Annotated in this window: 19 protein-coding genes; 13 read left to right on the top strand and 6 right to left on the bottom strand. The window is 69.7% G+C overall.

Annotation, left to right across the window (positions count from 1 at the left end; translation table 11 throughout):
• Window positions 1–80 precede the first annotated feature (80 nt).
• Window positions 81–446, top strand: coding sequence for a COG4315 family predicted lipoprotein (locus RN02_RS13850; protein WP_043314993.1), 366 nt, complete (start codon window positions 81–83; stop codon window positions 444–446).
• Window positions 447–546: 100 nt separating this feature from the next.
• Here the strand turns inward: RN02_RS13850 and ubiA are convergent, their stop codons facing one another.
• The 3 genes from ubiA to glcC all read right to left on the bottom strand — a co-directional run bounded on the left by ubiA (window position 547) and on the right by glcC (window position 2,882).
• Window positions 547–1,437, bottom strand: coding sequence for a 4-hydroxybenzoate octaprenyltransferase (ubiA, locus tag RN02_RS13855; RefSeq protein ID WP_043314994.1), 891 nt, complete (start codon window positions 1,435–1,437; stop codon window positions 547–549).
• Between the two features lie 28 nt (window positions 1,438–1,465).
• Window positions 1,466–2,023, bottom strand: a complete 558-nt coding sequence (locus tag RN02_RS13860; protein ID WP_043314995.1) for a chorismate lyase — start codon at window positions 2,021–2,023, stop codon at window positions 1,466–1,468.
• Window positions 2,024–2,108: 85 nt separating this feature from the next.
• Entirely contained in the window at window positions 2,109–2,882 is a 774-nt protein-coding gene (gene glcC / locus RN02_RS13865) for a transcriptional regulator GlcC (protein WP_043268087.1), read from the bottom strand.
• Between the two features lie 251 nt (window positions 2,883–3,133).
• On the opposite strand from glcC, the gene glcD reads away from it, so the two are divergent.
• From glcD to RN02_RS13915, 10 genes are all read left to right on the top strand, one after another.
• The gene (gene glcD / locus RN02_RS13870) at window positions 3,134–4,633 is read left to right on the top strand and encodes a glycolate oxidase subunit GlcD (RefSeq protein WP_043314996.1); all 1,500 of its coding nucleotides are present in this window, start codon (window positions 3,134–3,136) and stop codon (window positions 4,631–4,633) included.
• Window positions 4,633–5,712: a glycolate oxidase subunit GlcE gene (glcE, locus tag RN02_RS13875; RefSeq protein WP_043314997.1), complete on the top strand. Its 1,080-nt coding sequence runs from the start codon at window positions 4,633–4,635 to the stop codon at window positions 5,710–5,712. The genes glcD and glcE overlap by 1 nt, the downstream gene beginning before the upstream one ends.
• Window positions 5,713–5,725: 13 nt before the next feature.
• Window positions 5,726–6,952 (top strand): glycolate oxidase subunit GlcF, encoded by a 1,227-nt coding sequence (gene glcF, locus RN02_RS13880; RefSeq protein ID WP_043314998.1) that lies wholly within the window; start codon window positions 5,726–5,728, stop codon window positions 6,950–6,952.
• Between the two features lie 4 nt (window positions 6,953–6,956).
• Complete coding sequence (locus RN02_RS13885; RefSeq protein WP_009614175.1) at window positions 6,957–7,358, top strand: heme-binding protein; 402 nt, start codon at window positions 6,957–6,959, stop codon at window positions 7,356–7,358.
• Window positions 7,359–7,388: 30 nt separating this feature from the next.
• Window positions 7,389–9,560, top strand: coding sequence for a malate synthase G (locus RN02_RS13890; protein WP_043314999.1), 2,172 nt, complete (start codon window positions 7,389–7,391; stop codon window positions 9,558–9,560).
• 428 nt (window positions 9,561–9,988) lie between these two features.
• Window positions 9,989–10,156 carry a rubredoxin gene (locus RN02_RS13895; protein WP_009614173.1) on the top strand — a complete coding sequence of 56 codons (168 nt, stop codon included), beginning with the start codon at window positions 9,989–9,991 and terminating at the stop codon, window positions 10,154–10,156.
• A 174-nt stretch (window positions 10,157–10,330) separates the two neighbouring features.
• On the top strand, window positions 10,331–10,498 hold the full coding sequence (locus tag RN02_RS13900) for a rubredoxin (RefSeq protein WP_009614171.1): 168 nt from the start codon (window positions 10,331–10,333) through the stop codon (window positions 10,496–10,498).
• 71 nt (window positions 10,499–10,569) lie between these two features.
• On the top strand, window positions 10,570–11,724 hold the full coding sequence (locus RN02_RS13905) for an NAD(P)/FAD-dependent oxidoreductase (protein WP_043315000.1): 1,155 nt from the start codon (window positions 10,570–10,572) through the stop codon (window positions 11,722–11,724).
• Window positions 11,725–11,921: 197 nt separating this feature from the next.
• A complete protein-coding gene (locus tag RN02_RS13910) occupies window positions 11,922–12,194 on the top strand; it encodes an HU family DNA-binding protein (protein ID WP_009614168.1) in 273 nt (90 codons plus the stop codon).
• A 136-nt stretch (window positions 12,195–12,330) separates the two neighbouring features.
• On the top strand, window positions 12,331–12,735 hold the full coding sequence (locus RN02_RS13915; protein WP_043315001.1) for a helicase: 405 nt from the start codon (window positions 12,331–12,333) through the stop codon (window positions 12,733–12,735).
• A gap of 457 nt (window positions 12,736–13,192) precedes the next feature.
• Here RN02_RS13915 and RN02_RS13920 read toward each other — a convergent pair whose 3' ends face one another.
• The 3 genes from RN02_RS13920 to RN02_RS13930 form a co-directional block, all read right to left on the bottom strand.
• Window positions 13,193–14,593, bottom strand: a complete 1,401-nt coding sequence (locus tag RN02_RS13920; protein WP_009614164.1) for an aminoacyl-tRNA deacylase and HDOD domain-containing protein — start codon at window positions 14,591–14,593, stop codon at window positions 13,193–13,195.
• A gap of 93 nt (window positions 14,594–14,686) precedes the next feature.
• Window positions 14,687–16,762, bottom strand: coding sequence for an ATP-dependent DNA helicase RecG (recG, locus tag RN02_RS13925; protein ID WP_043315002.1), 2,076 nt, complete (start codon window positions 16,760–16,762; stop codon window positions 14,687–14,689).
• Entirely contained in the window at window positions 16,759–17,691 is a 933-nt protein-coding gene (locus RN02_RS13930; RefSeq protein WP_009614159.1) for a hydrogen peroxide-inducible genes activator, read from the bottom strand. The genes recG and RN02_RS13930 overlap by 4 nt, the downstream gene beginning before the upstream one ends.
• A gap of 94 nt (window positions 17,692–17,785) precedes the next feature.
• On the opposite strand from RN02_RS13930, the gene RN02_RS13935 reads away from it, so the two are divergent.
• Both RN02_RS13935 and RN02_RS13940 read left to right on the top strand, forming a co-directional pair.
• Window positions 17,786–18,643, top strand: a complete 858-nt coding sequence (locus tag RN02_RS13935; RefSeq protein ID WP_043315003.1) for an NAD-dependent epimerase/dehydratase family protein — start codon at window positions 17,786–17,788, stop codon at window positions 18,641–18,643.
• Window position 18,644: 1 nt separating this feature from the next.
• Window positions 18,645–19,445 (top strand): helix-turn-helix transcriptional regulator, encoded by an 801-nt coding sequence (locus tag RN02_RS13940; protein WP_009614155.1) that lies wholly within the window; start codon window positions 18,645–18,647, stop codon window positions 19,443–19,445.
• Window positions 19,446–19,497: the final 52 nt, after the last annotated feature.

The raw sequence follows: 19,497 nt of genomic DNA on the forward strand, positions 1-19,497 counted from the left end.
CGTTGTGACGGCCTGCCCGACCTGCCGCCGTTCCCGCCGCGCCTTCCTTGCGAGTCCTACCTCAGAAGAGGAGATTCACGATGAACTGCAAACACCTGGCGCTGGCCCTGGGCCTGGCGCTGCCGGCCCTGGCCGCGCAGGCGACGGAACCGGCGATGACCAAGAACGGCATGCTGGTCGATGCCAAGGGCATGACGCTGTACACCTTCGACAAGGACAGCGGCGGCAAGTCGGTGTGCAACGACAAGTGCGCGCAGAACTGGCCGCCCCTGGCCGCCGAGACCGGCGCCATGGCCAGCGGCGACTGGAGCGTGATCACCCGCGACGACGGCACCCAGCAGTGGGCCTACAAGGGCAAGCCGCTGTACACCTTCGTCCAGGACAAGGCCGCGGGCGAAGTGAAGGGCGACGGCAAGATGAACGCCTGGCACATCGCCAAGCCGTGATACGGAGGGGATCCGTGTAGGAGCGGGCCCTGCCCGCGATTCGCGCGCAGGGTGCGCTCCTACAGGGAGCCGTTTCTTGCCCGCAGGGTAGGCGCCCGGATCAGCGCAGCGCGTAATCCACCACCGTGCCGACGAAGATCGCCAGGCCCGCCCAGTGGTTGTGCAGGAAGGCCTTGAAGCAGGCCTGCGGGTCGCGGTCGCGGGTGGAGTGGAATTCCCAGGCGAAGCAGCCGGCGGCCACCACCAGGCCGGCGTAGAACCACAGGCCCATGTGCAGCTTGCCGGCGGCCAGCACCAGCAGCAGGAGCATCAGGCCCTGCAGCGTCAGGTTGATCACCCGGTCGGCGTCGCCGAAGAGGATGGCGGTGGATTTCACCCCGATCTTCAGGTCGTCCTCGCGGTCGGTCATGGCGTAGTAGGTGTCGTAGGCCACCGTCCACAGCACGTTGGCGAAGAACAGCAGCCAGGCCGCGGCCGGCAGGGTGCCGCTGGCGGCGGTGAAGGCCATGGGGATGCCCCAGGAGAAGGCCGCGCCCAGCACCACCTGCGGGTAGTAGGTGTAGCGCTTCATGAAGGGGTAGAGCGCGGCGATGGCGGCGCCGCCGAAGGACAGCCAGATGGTCTGCTCGTTGGTGCACAGCACCAGCACGAAGCTGCTGGCCAGCAGGGTGAAGAAGGCGATCCAGGCCTCGCTCACGCTGATCTTGCCGGTGGCCAGGGGGCGCGCCTTGGTGCGCGCCACGTGGCCGTCGAAGTCGCGGTCGGCGAAGTCGTTGATCACGCAGCCGGCGGCGCGCATCAGCACGGTGCCGAGGACGAAGATCACCAGGTTCTTCAGGCTGGGCAGGCCGCCGCTGGCCATCCACAGCGCCCACAGCGTCGGCCACAGCAGCAGGTAGATGCCGATGGGCTTGTCCATGCGCGTCAGCAGGATGAAGTCCCAGGCGCGGGGGTGCAGGCGGGCGAGGGGTTTGATCAGGGCGGCGAACATGGCGGGCTCCGGCGGTCGACCGGAGGGATTATACGGCCTCGACTCCGGCGGCGCGCCACAGGCGCGGCAGGAACACCTCGGCCACCAGCACGCCCAGGCGCTCGCGGCGGAAGCACGAGCGGCGGCCCCAGAGCAGCGCGCGGCGCACCTCCAAAGGCAGGAAGGGCGCGGGGTACAGGCACACCTCGATGACGTCGCGGCGGAAGGCGCTGTCGCTGAACAGCAGCTCGCCCAGGGAGCGGCTGCCGAGCTGCGCCAGGTCGAAGCCCGAGGCCTCCAGGGCCGAGCGCGGCGCCACGCTGCGGGCGAAGACCCACGGCTGGCCGTGGCCGCGCAGGTAGACCTCGCGCACCCAGCCCTGGCTGTGGCTGGGCACGCCCAGCGCCTTGCATTCGTCGTCGCGCAGCACCTGCCAGCCCTCGGCCAGCGGTTCGACGCTGAAGGCGCCTTCGGCGAGGGCGGTGAGGCGGCGGGTCAGGGAGCCCTGGTCGAACAGCCAGTCGTGCACGGCGGGCTCGACGTTGGCCGGCAACTGGTCTTCGTTGAGCCAGTTCGGCAGAGGTACGGAAAGGTCGGACACGGGAATTCAACGCTGACGTAGGACCGCCGCAGGGTACCACGGAACGCCGATCGTTAGCCTGCGACCTATCGCCCCGAGCGCCGCCCGCGGCTCATTCCCAGCCCTGCAGGCGCATGGTGGCGCGGACCAGGCGCTGCTCCTCCTGCTCGATCTCGCGCAGGTTGTCGCGGATGCTGTGGATATGTTCGCGGGCGGCGCGCTGGGCCTGGTCCGGCAGGCGTTCGACGATGGCGTTGTACAGGCGCGTGTGCTGGCGGTCGATCTGCCGCTTCTGCACCGGCCGGTGGTAGAGGTTGTTCACCGAGGCGAACACGGTGCTGAGCATCAGTTCGCTGAGCGACTGCAGGGTGTGCACCAGCACCGGGTTGTGCGAGGCCTCGCTGATGGCGCGGTGGAAGGCGTGGTCGCGGCGGGCGTGTTCGCGCGGGTCCGGCGGCGGCGTCTCGCTCTGCGCCAGGAGCATTTCCTCGTAGCGGCGCTTGAGCAGGATCAGGTCGGCGTCAGTGGCGCGCAGCGCGGCCAGGCGCGCGGATTCGCCCTCCAGCAGGGCGCGCACCTCCAGCAGGTCGTAGAGGGTGCGCGGCTGCGAGGCGAACAGATGCATCAGCGGCGTGGCGTCGTTGGCCCGGCTGAGGTCGGCGACGAAGGAGCCGCGGCCCTGCTCGGTGTCGATGATGCCGCGCCCGCGGAGGATGCGCAGGCCCTCTCGCAGCGCCGAGCGCGAGCAGCCGAGCTTGTCCACCAGGCGCCGTTCCGAGGGCAGCGCCTGGCCGACCTTGAGCACGCCGTCGACGATCAGCCGCTCGATGCGCTCGGCCACCTGGTCGGCCACCCGGGCGCGGGTGGCCGTGCTTTCGCCTTCCATTCGTCCTCCAACTGGTCCTACCAGTTCGAATGTCTGGCGCCACTGTAGAACACCCGGAGCGCTTTGATAAGGCCGCTGAGCGGCATCTTGGCCGAAAGTCCAAGGGCTAAACTGGTAGGACCAGTGCTGCGGCAACTGGACGCAGCCCCGCCCGGCGGTCCAGTCTGCGCCGACCTGAGACCCGTCAGTCCAGCAGCCGCCCGGCCCGCCGGGCGGCGCCACCCATAAGAAAAACCACCGTGTGAGACCCGATGAACATCCTCTACGATGAGCGCCTCGACGGCGCACTGCCGAAGGTGGACAAGGCCGCGCTGCTCGCCGAACTGCGCGCCGCGCTGCCGGACCTGGAGATCCTCCACGAGGCCGAGGACCTGCGCCCCTACGAGTGCGACGGCCTCTCCGCCTACCGCAGCACGCCGATGCTGGTGGTGCTGCCCGAACACGTCGAGCAGGTGCAGAGCCTGCTGCGCCTGTGCCACCGCATGCAGGTGCCGGTGGTCGCCCGCGGCGCCGGCACCGGGCTGTCCGGCGGCGCGCTGCCGCTGGAGCAGGGCGTGCTGCTGGTGATGGCGCGCTTCAAGCGCATCCTCGAAGTGAACCCCGAAGGCCGCTACGCCCGCGTGCAGCCCGGCGTGCGCAACCTGGCCATCTCCCTGGCCGCCGCGCCCCACGGCCTGTACTACGCGCCGGACCCGTCGTCGCAGATCGCCTGTTCCATCGGCGGCAACGTCGCCGAGAACGCCGGCGGCGTGCACTGCCTGAAGTACGGGCTGACCGTGCACAACCTGCTCAAGGTGGAAATCCTCACCGTCGACGGCGAGCGCCTGACCCTCGGCTCCGACGCCCTCGACAGCCCCGGCTTCGACCTGCTGGCGCTGTTCACCGGCTCCGAGGGCATGCTCGGCGTGGTGGTCGAGGTGACCGTCAAGCTGCTGCCCAAGCCGCAGGTGGCCAAGGTGCTGATGGCCAGCTTCGACGATGTCGAGAAGGCCGGCCGCGCGGTGGGCGACATCATCGCCGAGGGCATCATCCCCGGCGGCCTGGAGATGATGGACAACCTGTCGATCCGCGCCGCCGAGGACTTCATCCACGCCGGCTACCCGGTGGACGCCGCGGCCATCCTGCTGTGCGAGCTGGACGGCGTGGAGTCCGACGTGCACGAGGACTGTGCGTTGGTCGACGCCGTGCTGCGCAAGGCCGGCGCCACCGACGTGCGCCTGGCCCGCGACGAGGAGGAGCGCGCCAAGTTCTGGGCCGGGCGCAAGAACGCCTTCCCGGCGGTGGGGCGCATCTCGCCGGACTACTACTGCATGGACGGCACCATCCCGCGCCGCGAGCTGCCGCGGGTGCTCAACGGCATCGCCGAGCTGTCCGACGAGTACGGCCTGCGGGTGGCCAACGTGTTCCACGCCGGCGACGGCAACATGCACCCGCTGATCCTCTTCGATGCCAACGTCCCCGGCGAACTGGAACGCGCCGAAGCCCTGGGCGGGAAGATCCTCGAACTCTGCGTGGCGGTGGGCGGCAGCATCACCGGCGAGCACGGCGTGGGCCGCGAGAAGATCAACCAGATGTGCGCCCAGTTCAACAGCGACGAGCTGACCCTGTTCCACGCCGTGAAGGCCGCCTTCGACCCGCAGGGCCTGCTCAACCCGGGCAAGAACATCCCGACCCTGCACCGCTGCGCCGAGTTCGGCGCCATGCACATCCACCACGGCCAACTGCCGTTCCCGGAACTGGAGCGCTTCTGATGGACAAACAGCACTTCGACCCCCGGACCGGCCACGACCGCAGCGCCGAGCTGCTCGAACAGGTGCGCCAGGCCCTGGCGGAAAAGACCGCCCTGGCCATCCGCGGCGGCTCCAGCAAGGCCTTCCTCGGCCGCTGGGTGGAGGCCCGCCCGCTGGACGTGGCCGGGCACACCGGCATCGTCTCCTACGACCCCACCGAACTGGTGATCACCGCCCGCGCCGGCACCCCGCTGCGCGAGCTGAACGCCGCGCTGGACAGCGCCGGGCAGATGCTCGCCTGCGAGGCGCCCTGCTTCACGGAAAACGCCACGGTCGGCGGCATGCTCGCCGCCGGGCTGTCCGGCCCGCGCCGGCCCTGGGCTGGCGCGGTGCGCGACTTCGTCCTCGGCACCCGGCTGATCAGTGGCCTGGGCACCCACCTGCGCTTCGGCGGCGAGGTGATGAAGAACGTCGCCGGCTACGACCTGTCGCGCCTGCTGGCCGGCAGCTTCGGTTGCCTGGGCGTGATCACCGAGGCCTCGTTCAAGGTCCTGCCCAAGCCGCGCTGCCGCATCAGCCTGCGCCAGGCAATCCCCCTTGAGCGCGCCCTGCTGCGCCTCGGCGAATGGGGCCAGCAGCCGCTGCCGCTGAGCGCCGCCGCCCACGACGGCGAGCACCTGTTCCTGCGCTTCGAGGGCAACGAAGGCTCGGTGCGCGCCGCCTGCGACCGCATCGGCGGCGACGCCCTGGACGACGCCTGGTGGGACGACCTGCGCGAACAGCGCCTGGACTTCTTCCGCGACCCGCGGCCGCTCTGGCGCCTGTCGCTGCCGGCGCTCAGCGCGCCGCTGGCGCTGCCCGGCGAGCAGCTGCTGGACTGGGGCGGCGCGCAGCGCTGGCTGAAGTCCGAGGCCAACGCCGCGGAAATCCGCCAGGCCGTGAGCGCCGTCGGCGGCCACGCCAGCTGCTTCACCCCGGGCCACGTCGACGAGCCGCTGCACCCGCTGCCGGCGCCCCTGCTCAAGCTGCACCGCTCGCTGAAGCGCCAGCTCGACCCGCAGGGCATCTTCAACCCCGGGCGCATGTACGCCGACTTCTGACGCGGATAGACCTATGCAGACCAACCTGAGCGAAGCGGCCAAACGCCTGGCCCACGCCGAGGAAGCCGAACGCATCCTGCGCAGTTGCGTGCACTGCGGCTTCTGCAACGCCACCTGCCCGACCTACCAGGAGCTGGGCGACGAACTGGACGGCCCGCGCGGGCGCATCTACCTGATCAAGCAATTCCTCGAACAGGACCAGGTCAGCGAGAAGACCCAGGAGCACCTGGACCGCTGCCTGACCTGCCGCAACTGCGAAACCACCTGCCCCTCCGGGGTGGAGTACCACAAGCTGCTGGACATCGGCCGCGCCGCCATCGAAGTGCGCGTGCCGCGGCCGCTGGGCGAGCGCCTGCTGCGCGGCGGCCTGCGCGCCATAGTGCCACGCCCGGCGCTGTTCAAGGCGCTGGTGAACACCGGCGAGGCGTTGCGGCCGATCCTTCCCGTGGCCCTGCGCAGCCACCTGCCGCGGGCCATCGCCCCGGCCGGCGTGCGCCCGGCCCAGCGCCACAAGCGCCGCGTGCTGATGCTCGAAGGCTGCGTGCAGCCGGCGCTGTCGCCCAACACCAATTCGGCCACCGCGCGGGTGCTGGACCGCCTCGGCATCAGCATCACCGCGGCGGCCCAGGCCGGCTGCTGCGGCGCCGTGGACTACCACCTCAACGCCCAGGACACCGGCCTCGACCGCGCCCGGCGCAACATCGACGCCTGGTGGCCGGCCATCGACAACGGCGCCGAGGCCATCGTGCAGACCGCCAGCGGCTGCGGCGCCTTCGTCAAGGAATACGGCTACCTGCTGCGCGACGACCCGCAGTACGCGGCCAAGGCCAGGCGTGTCAGCGAACTGGCCAAGGACCTGGTGGAAGTGATCCGCGCCGAACCGCTGGAAAGCCTCGGCCTGAACTGCGACCAGACCCTCGCCTTCCACTGCCCCTGCACCCTGCAGCACGCGCAGAAGCTCGGCGGCGCCGTCGAGGCGGTGCTCAAGCGCCTGGGCTTCAACCTCACCGCGGTGCCCGACAGCCACCTCTGCTGCGGCTCGGCCGGCACCTATTCACTGACCCAGCCGGAGCTCTCGCACAAGCTGCGCGACAACAAGCTGGACGCCCTGGAAAGCGGTCGGCCCGACCTGATCGCTACCGCCAACATCGGCTGCCAGACCCACCTCGACGGCGCCGGGCGCACCCCCGTCCGGCACTGGATCGAACTGGTCGACCACGCCCTCAGCACCGGAAACTGACGCCATGCAAAGCAAAGCCGTACTCACCCAGCAAGAAGTCACCCGCATCCTCGCCGCCGCCCGCGCCGAGGCCCAGGCCAACCAATGGGCGGTGGCCATCGTAGTGGTGGACGATGGCGGCCACCCGCTGGCCCTGGAGCGCCTGGATGGCTGCGCGCCGGTCGGCGCCTACATCGCCACCGAGAAGGCCCGCAGCGCCGCCCTGGGCCGCCGCGAAACGCGCCTGTACGAAGAAATGATCAACAACGGCCGCACCGCCTTCCTCTCCGCCCCCGTGCTGCAGGGCACCCTGGAAGGCGGCGTGCCGGTCATCCACGACGGCCAGGTGATCGGCGCGGTGGGTGTCTCCGGCGTGCAGGCCGCGCAGGATGCCCAGGTGGCCAAGGCCGGCGTGGCCGCGCTCTAAGCACTCGACGAAACACAGGAGAACCTTGCGATGACCCAACGAATCACCCGCCAGCGCCTGCAGGTCGCCGACGTGCTGCAACGCTTCATCGAGGAAGAAGCCCTGCCGGGCACCGGCGTGCAGGCCGAGGCCTTCTGGAAGGGCTTCGACGCCCTGGTCCACGAGCTGGCGCCGAAGAACCGCGCGCTGCTCGCCGAGCGCGACCGCCTGCAGACCGAGTTGGACAACTGGCACCGCGCCCACCCGGGCCCGATCCAGGACATGCCGGCCTACCGCGCCTTCCTCGAATCCATCGGCTACCTGCTGCCGGCGCCCGCCGCCGTGCAGGCCAGCACCGCCAACGTCGACAGCGAGATCACCCGGCAGGCCGGCCCGCAGCTGGTGGTGCCGGTGATGAACGCCCGCTACGCGCTGAACGCCGCCAACGCCCGCTGGGGCTCGCTGTACGACGCGCTCTACGGCACCGACGCCATCAGCGAAGACGACGGCGCCGAGAAGGGCAAGGGCTACAACCCGCGCCGCGGCGAGAAGGTCATCGCCTTCGCCCGCGCCTTCCTCGACCAGGCCGCGCCCCTGGCCCAGGGCAGCCACGCCGACGCCAGCGCCTACCGCATCGAGCAGGGCCAACTGCGCGTGACCCTGGAGGACGGCAGCGTCAGCGGCCTGGCCGAGCCGGCGAAATTCGTCGGCTACCAGGGCGAGCCGCTGTCGCCCAAGGCCGTGCTGCTGAAGAACAACGGCCTGCACTTCGAGATCCAGATCGACCCCACCAGCCCCATCGGCCAGACCGACGCCGCCGGGGTGAAGGACGTGCTGGTCGAGGCCGCGCTGAGCACCATCCTCGACTGCGAGGACTCGGTGGCCGCGGTGGATGCCGAGGACAAGACCCTGGTCTACCGCAACCTGCTGGGCCTGATGAAGGGTGACCTCAGCGAAGCGGTGGAGAAGGGTGGCCAGAGCTTCGTCCGGCGCATGAGCCCGGACCGCCAGTACACCGCCGCCGACGGTTCCAGCCTGACCCTGCACGGCCGCTCGCTGCTGTTCATCCGCAACGTCGGCCACCTGATGACCACCCCGGCGATCCTCGACGAGAGCGGCGCGGAAATCCCCGAAGGCATCATGGATGCGGTGCTCACCGGCCTGGTCGCCATCCACGACCTGCAGCGCAAGGGCAACTCGCGCACCGGCAGCGTCTACATCGTCAAGCCGAAGATGCACGGCCCCGCCGAAGTGGCCTTCGCCGACGAACTGTTCGGCCGTGTCGAGGACGCCCTCGGCCTGCCGCGCAACACCCTGAAGATGGGCATCATGGACGAGGAGCGGCGCACCAGCGTCAACCTCCAGGCCTGCATCGGCGCCGCCGCGGCGCGGGTGGTGTTCATCAACACCGGCTTCCTCGACCGCACCGGCGACGAGATGCACAGCGCCATGGAAGCCGGCCCGATGCTGCGCAAGGGCGACATGAAGGGCACCAAGTGGATCGCCGCCTACGAGCGCAACAACGTGCTGGTCGGCCTGGCCTGCGGCCTGCGCGGCCGCGCGCAGATCGGCAAGGGCATGTGGGCCATGCCGGACCTGATGGCGGCCATGCTGGAACAGAAGATCGGCCACCCGAAATCCGGCGCCACCACCGCCTGGGTGCCGTCGCCCACCGCCGCCACCCTGCACGCGCTGCACTACCACCAGGTGGACGTGCAGGCGGTACAGGGCGAGCTGCAGAAGGTCGACCTGGCCAGCGTGCGCGACGAACTGCTCGACGACCTGCTGACGATTCCAGTGGCCGCGTCCGCCGACTGGAGCGCCGAGGCGCGCCAGGAAGAGCTGGACAACAACTGCCAGGGCATCCTCGGCTACGTGGTGCGCTGGGTTGAACAGGGTGTGGGCTGCTCCAAGGTGCCGGACATCCATGACGTCGGCCTGATGGAAGACCGCGCAACGCTGCGCATCTCCAGCCAGCACATCGCCAACTGGCTGCACCACGGCGTGGTCGGCGAGGCTCAGGTGCGCGAAACCCTGGAGCGCATGGCCAAGGTGGTCGACCAGCAGAATGCGGGGGATCCGGCCTACCGCCCGATGGCTGCGGACTACCAGGGTTCGGCGGCCTTCCAGGCGGCCAGCGACCTGGTGTTCAAGGGCCGCGAGCAGCCCAGTGGCTATACCGAGCCGCTGCTGCATGCCTGGCGCTTGCGGTACAAGGCGTAGCACTGAGGCTGCCCCTGTAGGAGCGAGCTTGCTCGCGAACGGTGCTCACCTGAGGCTTCGGTGTCCTGCTGTGACTCCGCTCCCTCTCCCTAACCCTCTCCCTGAAGGGAGAGGGGACCGTTCGGCGTGCTCGGATATTTCAGAGTCAGCCGGCAGCTCTGCAGTTTCCGGCTGAAACCATTCCTTCTCTCGGCACGGGCTAGCCCCCTCTCCCTTCAGGGAGAGGGCTGGGGAGAGGGGCTCTTCCGGACGCGCACCGATCCCAGCCGGCAGAACACCGTTCGCGAGCAAGCCAACCCCCACCCACGCACCACCCATCTTTGGTTGGCCCCCAACGCCCGCCCAACCGCCCGATGGCGTCTTGGCGCACGCCGGGAATTGCGTTAGCGTGCGGCCGCAACCGTGGTAACCCGCCCGAGGGGTAGACAATGAAAAAGTGGCAATGCGTAGTCTGCGGACTCATCTATGACGAATCCCAAGGCTGGCCGGAAGAAGGCATCGCAGCGGGTACCCGCTGGGAAGACGTGCCCGAGGACTGGCTGTGCCCGGACTGCGGCGTCGGCAAGCTGGACTTCGAGATGATCGAGATCGGCTGAGCCGTCCCGGCATCCCTGCGAGCGGCGGCCAGTGGCCGCCGTTTTCGTGTCCGGCCCCGTGCTTGAGCGCTTCGCGCGCTTGGCCGGGCTGCCGCCGGGCGCCGGCAACCCTGCCCTTGGCGGGGGGCGGAAAAGTGCGCTAGGTTGCCCTGGCAACCCGCAGGAGGTTCGACGATGCGCAAATGGCAATGCGTGGTCTGTGGCTTCATCTACGACGAGGCCCTCGGCCTGCCCGAGGAGGGCATCGCCCCCGGTACCCGCTGGGAAGACATTCCCGCCGACTGGGTCTGCCCCGACTGCGGCGTGGGCAAGATCGACTTCGAGATGATCGAGATCGCCTGACAGGCCCCGCGAAACCCTGAATTCCACCGAGCCGGCCAAGCCGCTCGGTCCCGTTCGATGTGGAGAATCCAATGAGCGAGAACGCACCGCTGGTGATCATCGGCACCGGCCTGGCCGGCTACAACCTGGCGCGCGAATGGCGCAAGCTGGATGCGCAGACCCCGCTGCTGCTGATCACCGCCGACGACGGCCGCTCCTACTCCAAGCCGATGCTCTCCACCGGCTTCTCCAAGGACAAGGACGCCGACGGCCTGGCCATGGCCGAGCCGGGCGCCATGGCCGAGCAACTGAAGGCGCGCATCCTCACCCACACCCGCGTCACCGGCATCGACCCGGGGCACAAGCGCATCTGGATCGGCGAGGAACAGGTCGAGTACCGCGACCTGGTGCTGGCCTGGGGCGCCGAGACGATCCGCGTGCCGGTGCAGGGCGATGCCCTGGACGCCATCTTCCCGATCAACGACCTGGAGGACTACGCGCGCTTCCGCGCCGCGGCCGCCGGCAAGCGCCGCGTGCTGCTGCTGGGCGCCGGCCTGATCGGCTGCGAGTTCGCCAACGACCTGTCCGCCGGCGGCTACCAGGTCGACGTGGTCGCCCCCTGCGAGCAGGTCATGCCCGGCCTACTGCACCCCGCCGCCGCGGCGGCCGTGCAGGCCGGCCTGGAAGGCCTGGGCGTGCGCTTCCACCTGGGTCCGGTGCTCAACCGCCTGGAGCGCGCCGGTGAGAGCCTGGAGGCGCACCTGTCGGATGGCCAGGTGATCCCCTGCGACCTGGTGGTCTCGGCCGTCGGCCTGCGCCCGCGCATCGACCTGGCCGCCGAGTCGGGCCTGGAGGTCAACCGCGGCGTGGTGGTGAACCGCGAGCTGCGCACCTCCCACGCCAACATCTACGCCCTGGGCGACTGCGCCGAGGTCGACGGCCTCAACCTGCTGTACGTGATGCCGCTGATGAGCTGCGCCCGCGCCCTGGCCCAGACCCTGGCGGGCAAGCCGACAGCGGTGTCCTACGGCCCCATGCCGGTCACCGTGAAGACCCCGGTGTGCCCGCTGGTGGTCTCGCCGCCGCCCCGCGGCAGCGATGGCCAATGGCTCGTGGAAGGCTCTGGCGCGGACCTCAAGGTGCTGTGCCGGGATACCGCCGGTCGCTTGCTCGGATACGCCCTGACCGGCGCGGCGGTCAGCGAAAAACTCTCGCTGAACAAGGAGTTGCCGGCACTTCTGGCTTGAAAGTCCTCGGTTATGGCGCTTCTGTCGTGGGAATGTATCCGCAAATTGTCAGACGATACTGGCGTACCAGCCTGCGGCGTGCCATCCTCCCCCCGTCTGCCGCAGCCTAGAGCCTGTAGGGCCTGGGCCGCGGTGCCTTAGGCGCTGTTGGGAAGACAGCACGGACACAAAAACAACAAACCGTCAAAGAGGCATCTATGCGTAAACCAGAACTCGCCGCCGCGATCGCCGAGAAGGCCGACCTCACCAAAGAACAAGCCAACAAGGTGCTGAACGCGCTGCTGGATGAGATCACCGGCGCGCTGAACCGCAAAGACAGCGTCACCCTCGTTGGTTTCGGCACCTTCATCCAGCGCCACCGTGGCGCCCGCACCGGCAAGAACCCGCAGACCGGCCAGCCGGTGAAGATCAAGGCCAGCAACACCGTTGCCTTCAAGCCGGGCAAGGCCCTGAAGGACGCCGTCAACTAAGGCTGTTCCCAGCCCCGGAGCCAGAGCGGCTCCGGGCTACTCCCGCAGTTACATTTCCCTTCGAAAGTACGGATGTAGTCCTTTCGGCTAATCGCTACAATGCGCAGTCATTTGTCTCGAACGCCGAGGTCTGTGCATGAAATTCCGTCTTCTGTTGTGGTTCCTCGGCCGTATGATGGCCAAGTCCTCGCGCGACAACCCGGCCTTCCGCCAGCAGCTCGAAGGCAAGGACCTGGTGTTCCAGCTGCACAGCCTGGACGGCAAGGTCGCCCGCCACTACATCGTCCGCGACCAACGCGTCAGCGCCCGCCGCGGCGTGCACCCGCAGCCGGCCTTCGCCATCGGCTTCCGCGACAGCGCCTACGGCTTCGCCACCCTCACCTCGAAGAACCCGCAACTGGCCTTCATGCAGGGCATCCAGAGCAAGGACATCCAGATCCAGGGCAACCCGGCGCTGGTGATCTGGTTCCAGGGCCTGGTGAAGTACCTCAAGCCGAAGAAGAAGGCCGCGGCCAAGGCGGTGGAGAAGGAAGCGGCCTGAGGCTGCCCTTGTCCCGCGAGGCACGGCATTCCTCATGTAGGAGCGGACCTTGTCCGCGATAGCCGGACGGACATATCTGCGCGATTCGCGGATGAGATCCGCTCCTACGCTGCGCCACCCACACCGTCCCCATGTAGGAGCGCGCCCTGCGCGCGAAATCGCGGGCAGGGCCCGCTCCTACAGTTCGCTGGGATGCATGGCATTCTCCTTGTAGGAGCGGACCTTGTCCGCGATAGCCGGACATATCGGCGCGGATCGCGGATGAGATCCGCTCCTACGCTGCGCCACCCGCGGCATTCCCTGTCTTGCCGGCTGCGCCAAGGCGCTTTTCGTAGGATGGGTTGAGCCTTGGCGAAACCCATGCGGTCGTGGCGATGGGTATCGCTTCGCTCAACGCCATCCTACGGGTCTTGTGTTTGCCGGAGGGCCCGCTCCTACAGGTCTGCCCGCAGCCAGATCAGTGCGGGCTGTTCATCTGCGAGGCCAGCTCGCGCAGCACGGCTTCGGCGTCCAGTACCTTGCGCACCGCGTCCTCGGCCCTTTCCCGGGGGATGTCCAGGCGGTCGAGCAGGGCTTGCGGCACGCCCTGCTGCGGGCCGCTGCCGATGCCGTTCTGGCGCAGCAGGCGGGTGGCCAGGCACACCAGGTTGGCGTAGGCGGCATTGGGGCCGGCGTAGTCCGGGTCGTGCTGGAAGCGCAGCGCGGTGTAGATCTCTTCGGGCATGTCCCAGGCGCGCATCAGCCAGGCGCCGATCTGCTCGCGGGTGATGCCCAGCAGGTGCTGCTCGACGAGGTTGTGCGGCACGTGCGGGTTGACCTCCAGGTGGCGGCAGATCAGCGAGAAGTGCGGCGGGAAGATGTGCGCCAGGACCAGGTAGCCGATGCTGTGCAGCAGCCCGCCGAGGTAGGTCAGGCCGGCTTCCGGGCGCTCGGCGCGGGGCACGGCGCGGGTCAGGCCCTCGATCACCGCGGCGGTGTAGATCGCCTGCTGCCAGTAGGGCGTGGCGTGCTGCGGCTGGTCCTTGGGCAGGCTCAGGGTCTTGCCCAGGGCCAGGCCGAGGGCCAGGTTGATCACCAGGTCGAAACCCAGCACGCGGACGATGGCGTCTTCCACCGAGCGGATCTTGCCGGGCGCGGCGTAGTAGGGCGAGGCGGCCCAACTGACCACCTGGGCGGCCAGCGCCGGGTCGGTCTCGACCACGCCGGTGATGTCGTCCACGGTGGCGTTGGGGTCCACCCGCAGCTTGATGATCTTCTGCGCGGTCTTGGGCAGCGGCGGGATCTCGATGGTCTCTTCCAGGCGCTGCTGGATGCGCCGCGCGGTGAAGGCCTGCACCGCCTGGGTGATCTCGGCGCGATCGTCGTTGGGGCGGTCGAGGTTCGGCCGGATCTGCTCCAGGGGCACGCCGAAGCGCGCCGCGCTGGCCTTCTCCAGCACCTGGCGGAAGTCGCCGGTGGCGATCTCCAGCAGGGTGCCGGGGTTGCCGGATTCGATCAGCAGCTGCGGCTCCTGCAGCAGGCGCTCGTCGTACAGGCAGGGCGAGCTGGTCAGCGGCGGCAGCGCCGGCAGGCGGCTGAGCTGGTGCTTGCCGAGCATGCGCTCCAGGCGCTCCGGCTTGATCGCCAGCAGCTTGCGCCCGGTCAGCTCGGTCAGGCGGTTGAGGTCCAGCAGCTGGTTCTGCGGGAAGAGCACCAGCAGGGTGCCCACCGAGTCTTCCAGCAGGCTCGCCTGCACGCGGCGGGCGCTGGGCAGCTGGTCGTCGTCGGGCAGTTCGCGGCAGGGCACGCCGAGGCGGCCGAGCAGCTGGAGGATGACCGATGGGGCGGGGAGGGCTTCGGCGAGTGCGGCTTCGCTCATGGGCTTTGTGATCCGGTTAGCAACTGCAGCCGGGAGTATACCCAGCGGCTATTCGTGACTGGCCAGTCATCCGACCGGTGAAATTGAAGCAGGTCACACTTGACCGTATTGCTGGCCATGTCGGAGCCAACGCTCCAGCAGCGGGCCGACGTGCTGCGGCCAGCGCGCCAGCAGAGCCTGGGCGGCGTCGCGCACCGCCGGCAGCAGGTCGGCGTCGCGCATCAGGTCCGCGACCTTGAACTGTAGCAGACCGGTCTGCCGCGTCCCGAGCATCTCGCCGGGGCCGCGCAGTTCTAGGTCGCGCTCGGCGATGACGAAGCCGTCGCAGGTCTCGCGCATGATCGCCAGGCGCTCGCGGCCGATCTGCGACAGCGGCGGGTGGTAGAGCAGCACGCAGTGGCTCGCCGCGCTGCCGCGGCCGACGCGCCCGCGCAGCTGGTGCAGCTGGGCCAGGCCGAGGCGCTCGGGGTTCTCGATGATCATCAGGCTGGCGTTGGGCACGTCCACGCCGACCTCGATCACCGTGGTCGCCACCAGCAGTTGCAGCAGGCCTTCCTTGAAGGCCTCCATCACCGTGGCCTTCTCCGCCGGCTTCATGCGCCCGTGGATCAGGCCCACGCGCAATTCGCCCAGGGCCGAGGCGAGCTCCTCGTAGGTGGTCTCGGCGGCCTGGCAGGTGAGTTCTTCGGATTCTTCGATCAGCGTGCACACCCAGTAGGCCTGGCGGCCTTCGCGGCAGGCGGCGCGGACGCGCTCGATCACCTCGATGCGGCGGCTGTCGGCGACCAGCACGGTGTTCACCGGCGTGCGCCCGGGCGGCAGCTCGTCGAGGATCGAGGTGTCCAGGTCGGCGTAGGCGCTCATCGCCAGGGTCCGCGGGATGGGCGTGGCGGTCATGATCAGCTGGTGCGGGCAGAGCCGGCCGTCGACGCCCTTCTGGCGCAGGGCCAGGCGCTGCTGCACGCCGAAGCGGTGCTGCTCGTCGATGATCACCAGGGCCAGGCGCTTGAACTTCACCTCGTCCTGGAACAGCGCGTGGGTGCCGACCACCATGGGCACGCCGGCGGCGATCTGCTCCAGCGCGGCGGCGCGCGCCTTGCCCTTGAGCTTGCCGGCCAGCCAGGCGACCTCGATGCCCAGCGGCTGCATCCACTTGCTGAAGTTGAGGTAGTGCTGTTCGGCGAGGATTTCCGTGGGCGCCATCAGCGCTACCTGGTAGCCGGCCTCCAGGGCCTGCAGCGCGGCCAGGGCGGCGACCACCGTCTTGCCGGCGCCGACGTCGCCCTGCACCAGGCGCAGCATGGGTTCGGGCTGCGCCAGGTCGTAGGCGATCTCCGCGCCCACGCGCTGCTGCGCGCTGGTGGGGGCGAAGCCGAGGTTGGCCAGGAAGCGCTGCGGCAGTTTCTTCGCCGGCGGCAGCTCGGGCGCGTGCTGGGCGCGCAGGCTTTCGCGCAGGCGCTGCAGCGACAGCTGGTGCGTCAGCAGTTCCTCGAAGGCCAGGCGGTGCTGGGCCCAGTGGCGACCCTCGGCGAGTTCTTCCAGGTTGGCGTCCGGCGGCGGCCGGTGCAGGTAGCGGATGGCTTCGTCGAGGGGCGCCAGGCGGTAGTCGCGGGCCAGTTCCTCGGGCAGCCAGTCGGGCAGGCTGTTCGGCCCCAGGCGCGCCAGGGCCTGCTGGCTGAGGGTGCGCAGGCGCTGCTGGGTGAGGCCTTCGGTGGTCGGGTAGATGGGCGTGAGGGTCTGCTCCACCGGGGCCGGCGCGGCGTCGTTCAGCGCGCGGTACTCGGGGTGGTAGATCTCCAGGCCCGAGGCGCCGGGGCGGGCCTCGCCGTAGCAGCGCAGGTGGGTGCCGCGCTTGAGGCCTTCCTTCTGCGCCTGGCTGAAGTGGTAGAAGCGCAGGCTCAGGGTGCCGCTGCCGTCCTGCAGGCGCACCAGCAGGCTGCGGCGCTTGCCCATGACCACGTCGGCGCCGGAGACCACGCCCTCGACCACCGCGTCCTGGCCCGGGCGCAGCGCGCCTATGGGGGTGACGCGGGTGCGGTCCTGGTAGCGCAGCGGCAGGTGGAAGAGGATGTCCTGGAGGTTTTCCAGGCCCACCCGCGCCAGCTTTTCCTCCAGCGCGGCGCCGACGCCCTTGAGCGCCGTGACCGGGACGTTGGCCAGCTCGGTCATGCCGGTTGGGCGTCGCCCTTGGCGGTCGGCCGGGCCACCGAGCACAGGCGGATGGAATCGGCCAGCACTTCGATGGCGCGCGGCCGCGGGAAGCTGGCGCGCCAGGCGATGGCCACGGTGCGCAGCGGCGCCGGCGGGGTGAACGGGCGAATCTCGATCACCCCGGGGGCGTAGTGGTGGCTGTCCACCGCCGAGAACGGCAGCACCGATACGCCCAGGCCGGAGGCGACCATGTGGCGGATGGTCTCCAGCGAGCTGGATTCCACGGTGGTGTGGCGGTTTTCCTCGCCCCTGCGGGTGGTCGGGCAGGCTTCCAGCACCTGGTCGCGGAAGCAGTGGCCCTCGCCGAGCAGCAGCAGGCTCTTGTCGTTGAGCATCTCGGCGTCGATGGTCTGCCGGGCGGTCCAGGGGTGGTCGGCCGGCATCAGCACGTAGAAGGGCTCGTCGAACAGCGGCAGGGTGAGGACGTCGGCCTCCTGGAACGGCAGGGCGATGATGATCGCGTCCAGCTCGCCGGTGCGCAGCTTGTCGCGCAGGATGTGGGTGAAGTTCTCTTCGATGTACAGCGGCATCTGCGGCGCCACCCGGTGCAGCTGCGGGATCAGGTGCGGGAACAGGTAGGGGCCGATGGTGTAGATGGCGCCGACCTTCAGCGGCGAGGTCAACTGGTTCTTGCCGGCCTGGGCCAGCTCGCGGATGCCCTGGGCCTGCTCCAGCACCTTCTGCGCCTGGGCCACGATGCCTTCGCCCACCGGGGTCAGGCGCACCGCGCTCTTGCTGCGCTCGAAGATCAGCACGCCGAGCTCGTCCTCCAGCTTCTTCACGCCGACCGACAGGGTCGGCTGGCTGACGTGGCAGCGCTCGGCGGCGCGGCCGAAATGCTGCTCCTGGGCGAGCGTGACGATGTAGCGCAGTTCGGTGAGGGTCATGGCGACTAATCCGTTGAGTTGGGCCAAGCATAGCGGCTGCGCGGTTGCGAACCAACCGCGCTAAACTCCGGGGCCCTGTCTTTAGGAGGCGAAGATGCCTGCGAATGTTCTGATCGCCGGTTGCGGCGACGTCGGCAGCCGCCTCGGCCGCCAGTTGGCCGCCGAGGGTTGGCGCGTGTACGGGCTGCGCCGCGATGCCGCCGCACTGCCCGCGGGCATCCTGCCGGTGGCCGGCGACCTGGGCTGCGCCGAGTGCCCGCCGGCCTGGCCCGAAGGCGAACTGGACTATGTGGTTTACGCCGCCGCCGCGACCCAGCACGACGAGGCCGGCTACCGCGCCGCCTACGTCGAGGGCCTGCGCCACTGCCTAGGCTGGCTGCAGCAGCGCGGGCAGCGGCCCAAGCGTGTGCTGTTCGTCTCCAGCAGTGGCGTCTACGCCCAGGCGGACGGCGAGTGGATCGACGAGAACTCGCCCGCCGAGGCCCGGCAGTATTCCGGACGGATCATGCTCGACGCCGAGCGCGTGGCGCTGGTCAGTGGCATCCCCGCTACCGTGGTGCGCTTGACCGGCATCTACGGCCCCGGCCGCGAGTGGCTGCTCAAGCAGGTGCGCGAAGGCTACCGGGTGGCCGTCGAGCCGCCGCTGTACGCCAACCGCATCCACGCCGAGGACGCCGCCGGGTTGCTGGCCTGCCTGCTGCGTGCCGATGCCGAGGGCAAGCCGCTGGAAGACTGCTATATCGGCGTGGACGACGCGCCGGCGCCGCTGGCCGAGGTGGTGGGCTACCTGCGCGAGCTCATGGGCGTCAGCCACTGGGCGGACGAGCAGAGCGTGCGCCGCACCGGCAGCAAGCGCTGCAGCAACGCCCGCGCCAGGGCGCTGGGCTGGGTGCCGCGCTACCCCAGCTACCGCGAGGGCTACGCCGCCATCCTCGCCGGGCGCGAGGACTGAGGTGGACGCCAACCGGCTGCTGGCGCGCCCCTGGCTGCCCGGGGTGGAGCTGTTCCATGCGGACTTCTCCGGCCAGCCGTTCGGCCGCCACAGCCACGACGCCTTTGCCATCGGCGCCATCCTCCACGGCGCCGGCGGCTACCAATGCCGCGGCGCGCGCCACGTGCTGCCGGCCGGCACCCTGTCGCTGATGAATCCGGAGGAGCCGCACACCGGCAACGCCGAGAGCGAGCGGCTGGTCTACCGCATGCTCTACATCGAGGAGTCGCGGTTGCTGCCGTTGCTGGGCCGCAAGCAGTTGCCGCGCGGCTTCCAGGAATTGAACCCGGGCGACGATGGCTTGGTCGCGCAAGCCCTGGCGCGGGTGGCCGGCGAATTCGAGCGCAACGACGCGTTGGGCCTGGAAAGCGAGCTGCTGGCGCTGCTGGAGCTGGTCTTCGTGCGCCACGGCGGCATGCGCCCGGCGGCCTCGGCGAGCCGCGACGGCGGCGTCACCGCGCGGCTGCGCGACTACCTGGAAAGCCATTACCGCGAGGCGGTGAGCCTGGAGCAACTGGCCGCCCTGGTGCAGCGCCACCCGCGTCACCTGATCGAAAGCTTCCGCCGCGCCTACGGCGTGCCGCCGCACACCTACCTGCTGCAGCGCCGGGTGCGCGAGGCCAAGCGCCTGCTGGTGGAGGGCGCCACGCCCATCGAGGCGGCGTTGGAGCTGGGCTTCTGCGACCAGGCGCATTTCTCCGGCACCTTCCGCCGCTTCACCGGCGTGACCCCGGGGCGTTTCCGCAGCGCCACGCGCACCTGAGTTTCCTACAAGACCGCCGCCGCGCCGCCTGGCCAGACTGGCCTCCCGCCAC

This window comes from Pseudomonas sp. PI1 (assembly GCF_000812405.1).
Classification (GTDB): domain Bacteria; phylum Pseudomonadota; class Gammaproteobacteria; order Pseudomonadales; family Pseudomonadaceae; genus Pseudomonas; species Pseudomonas citronellolis.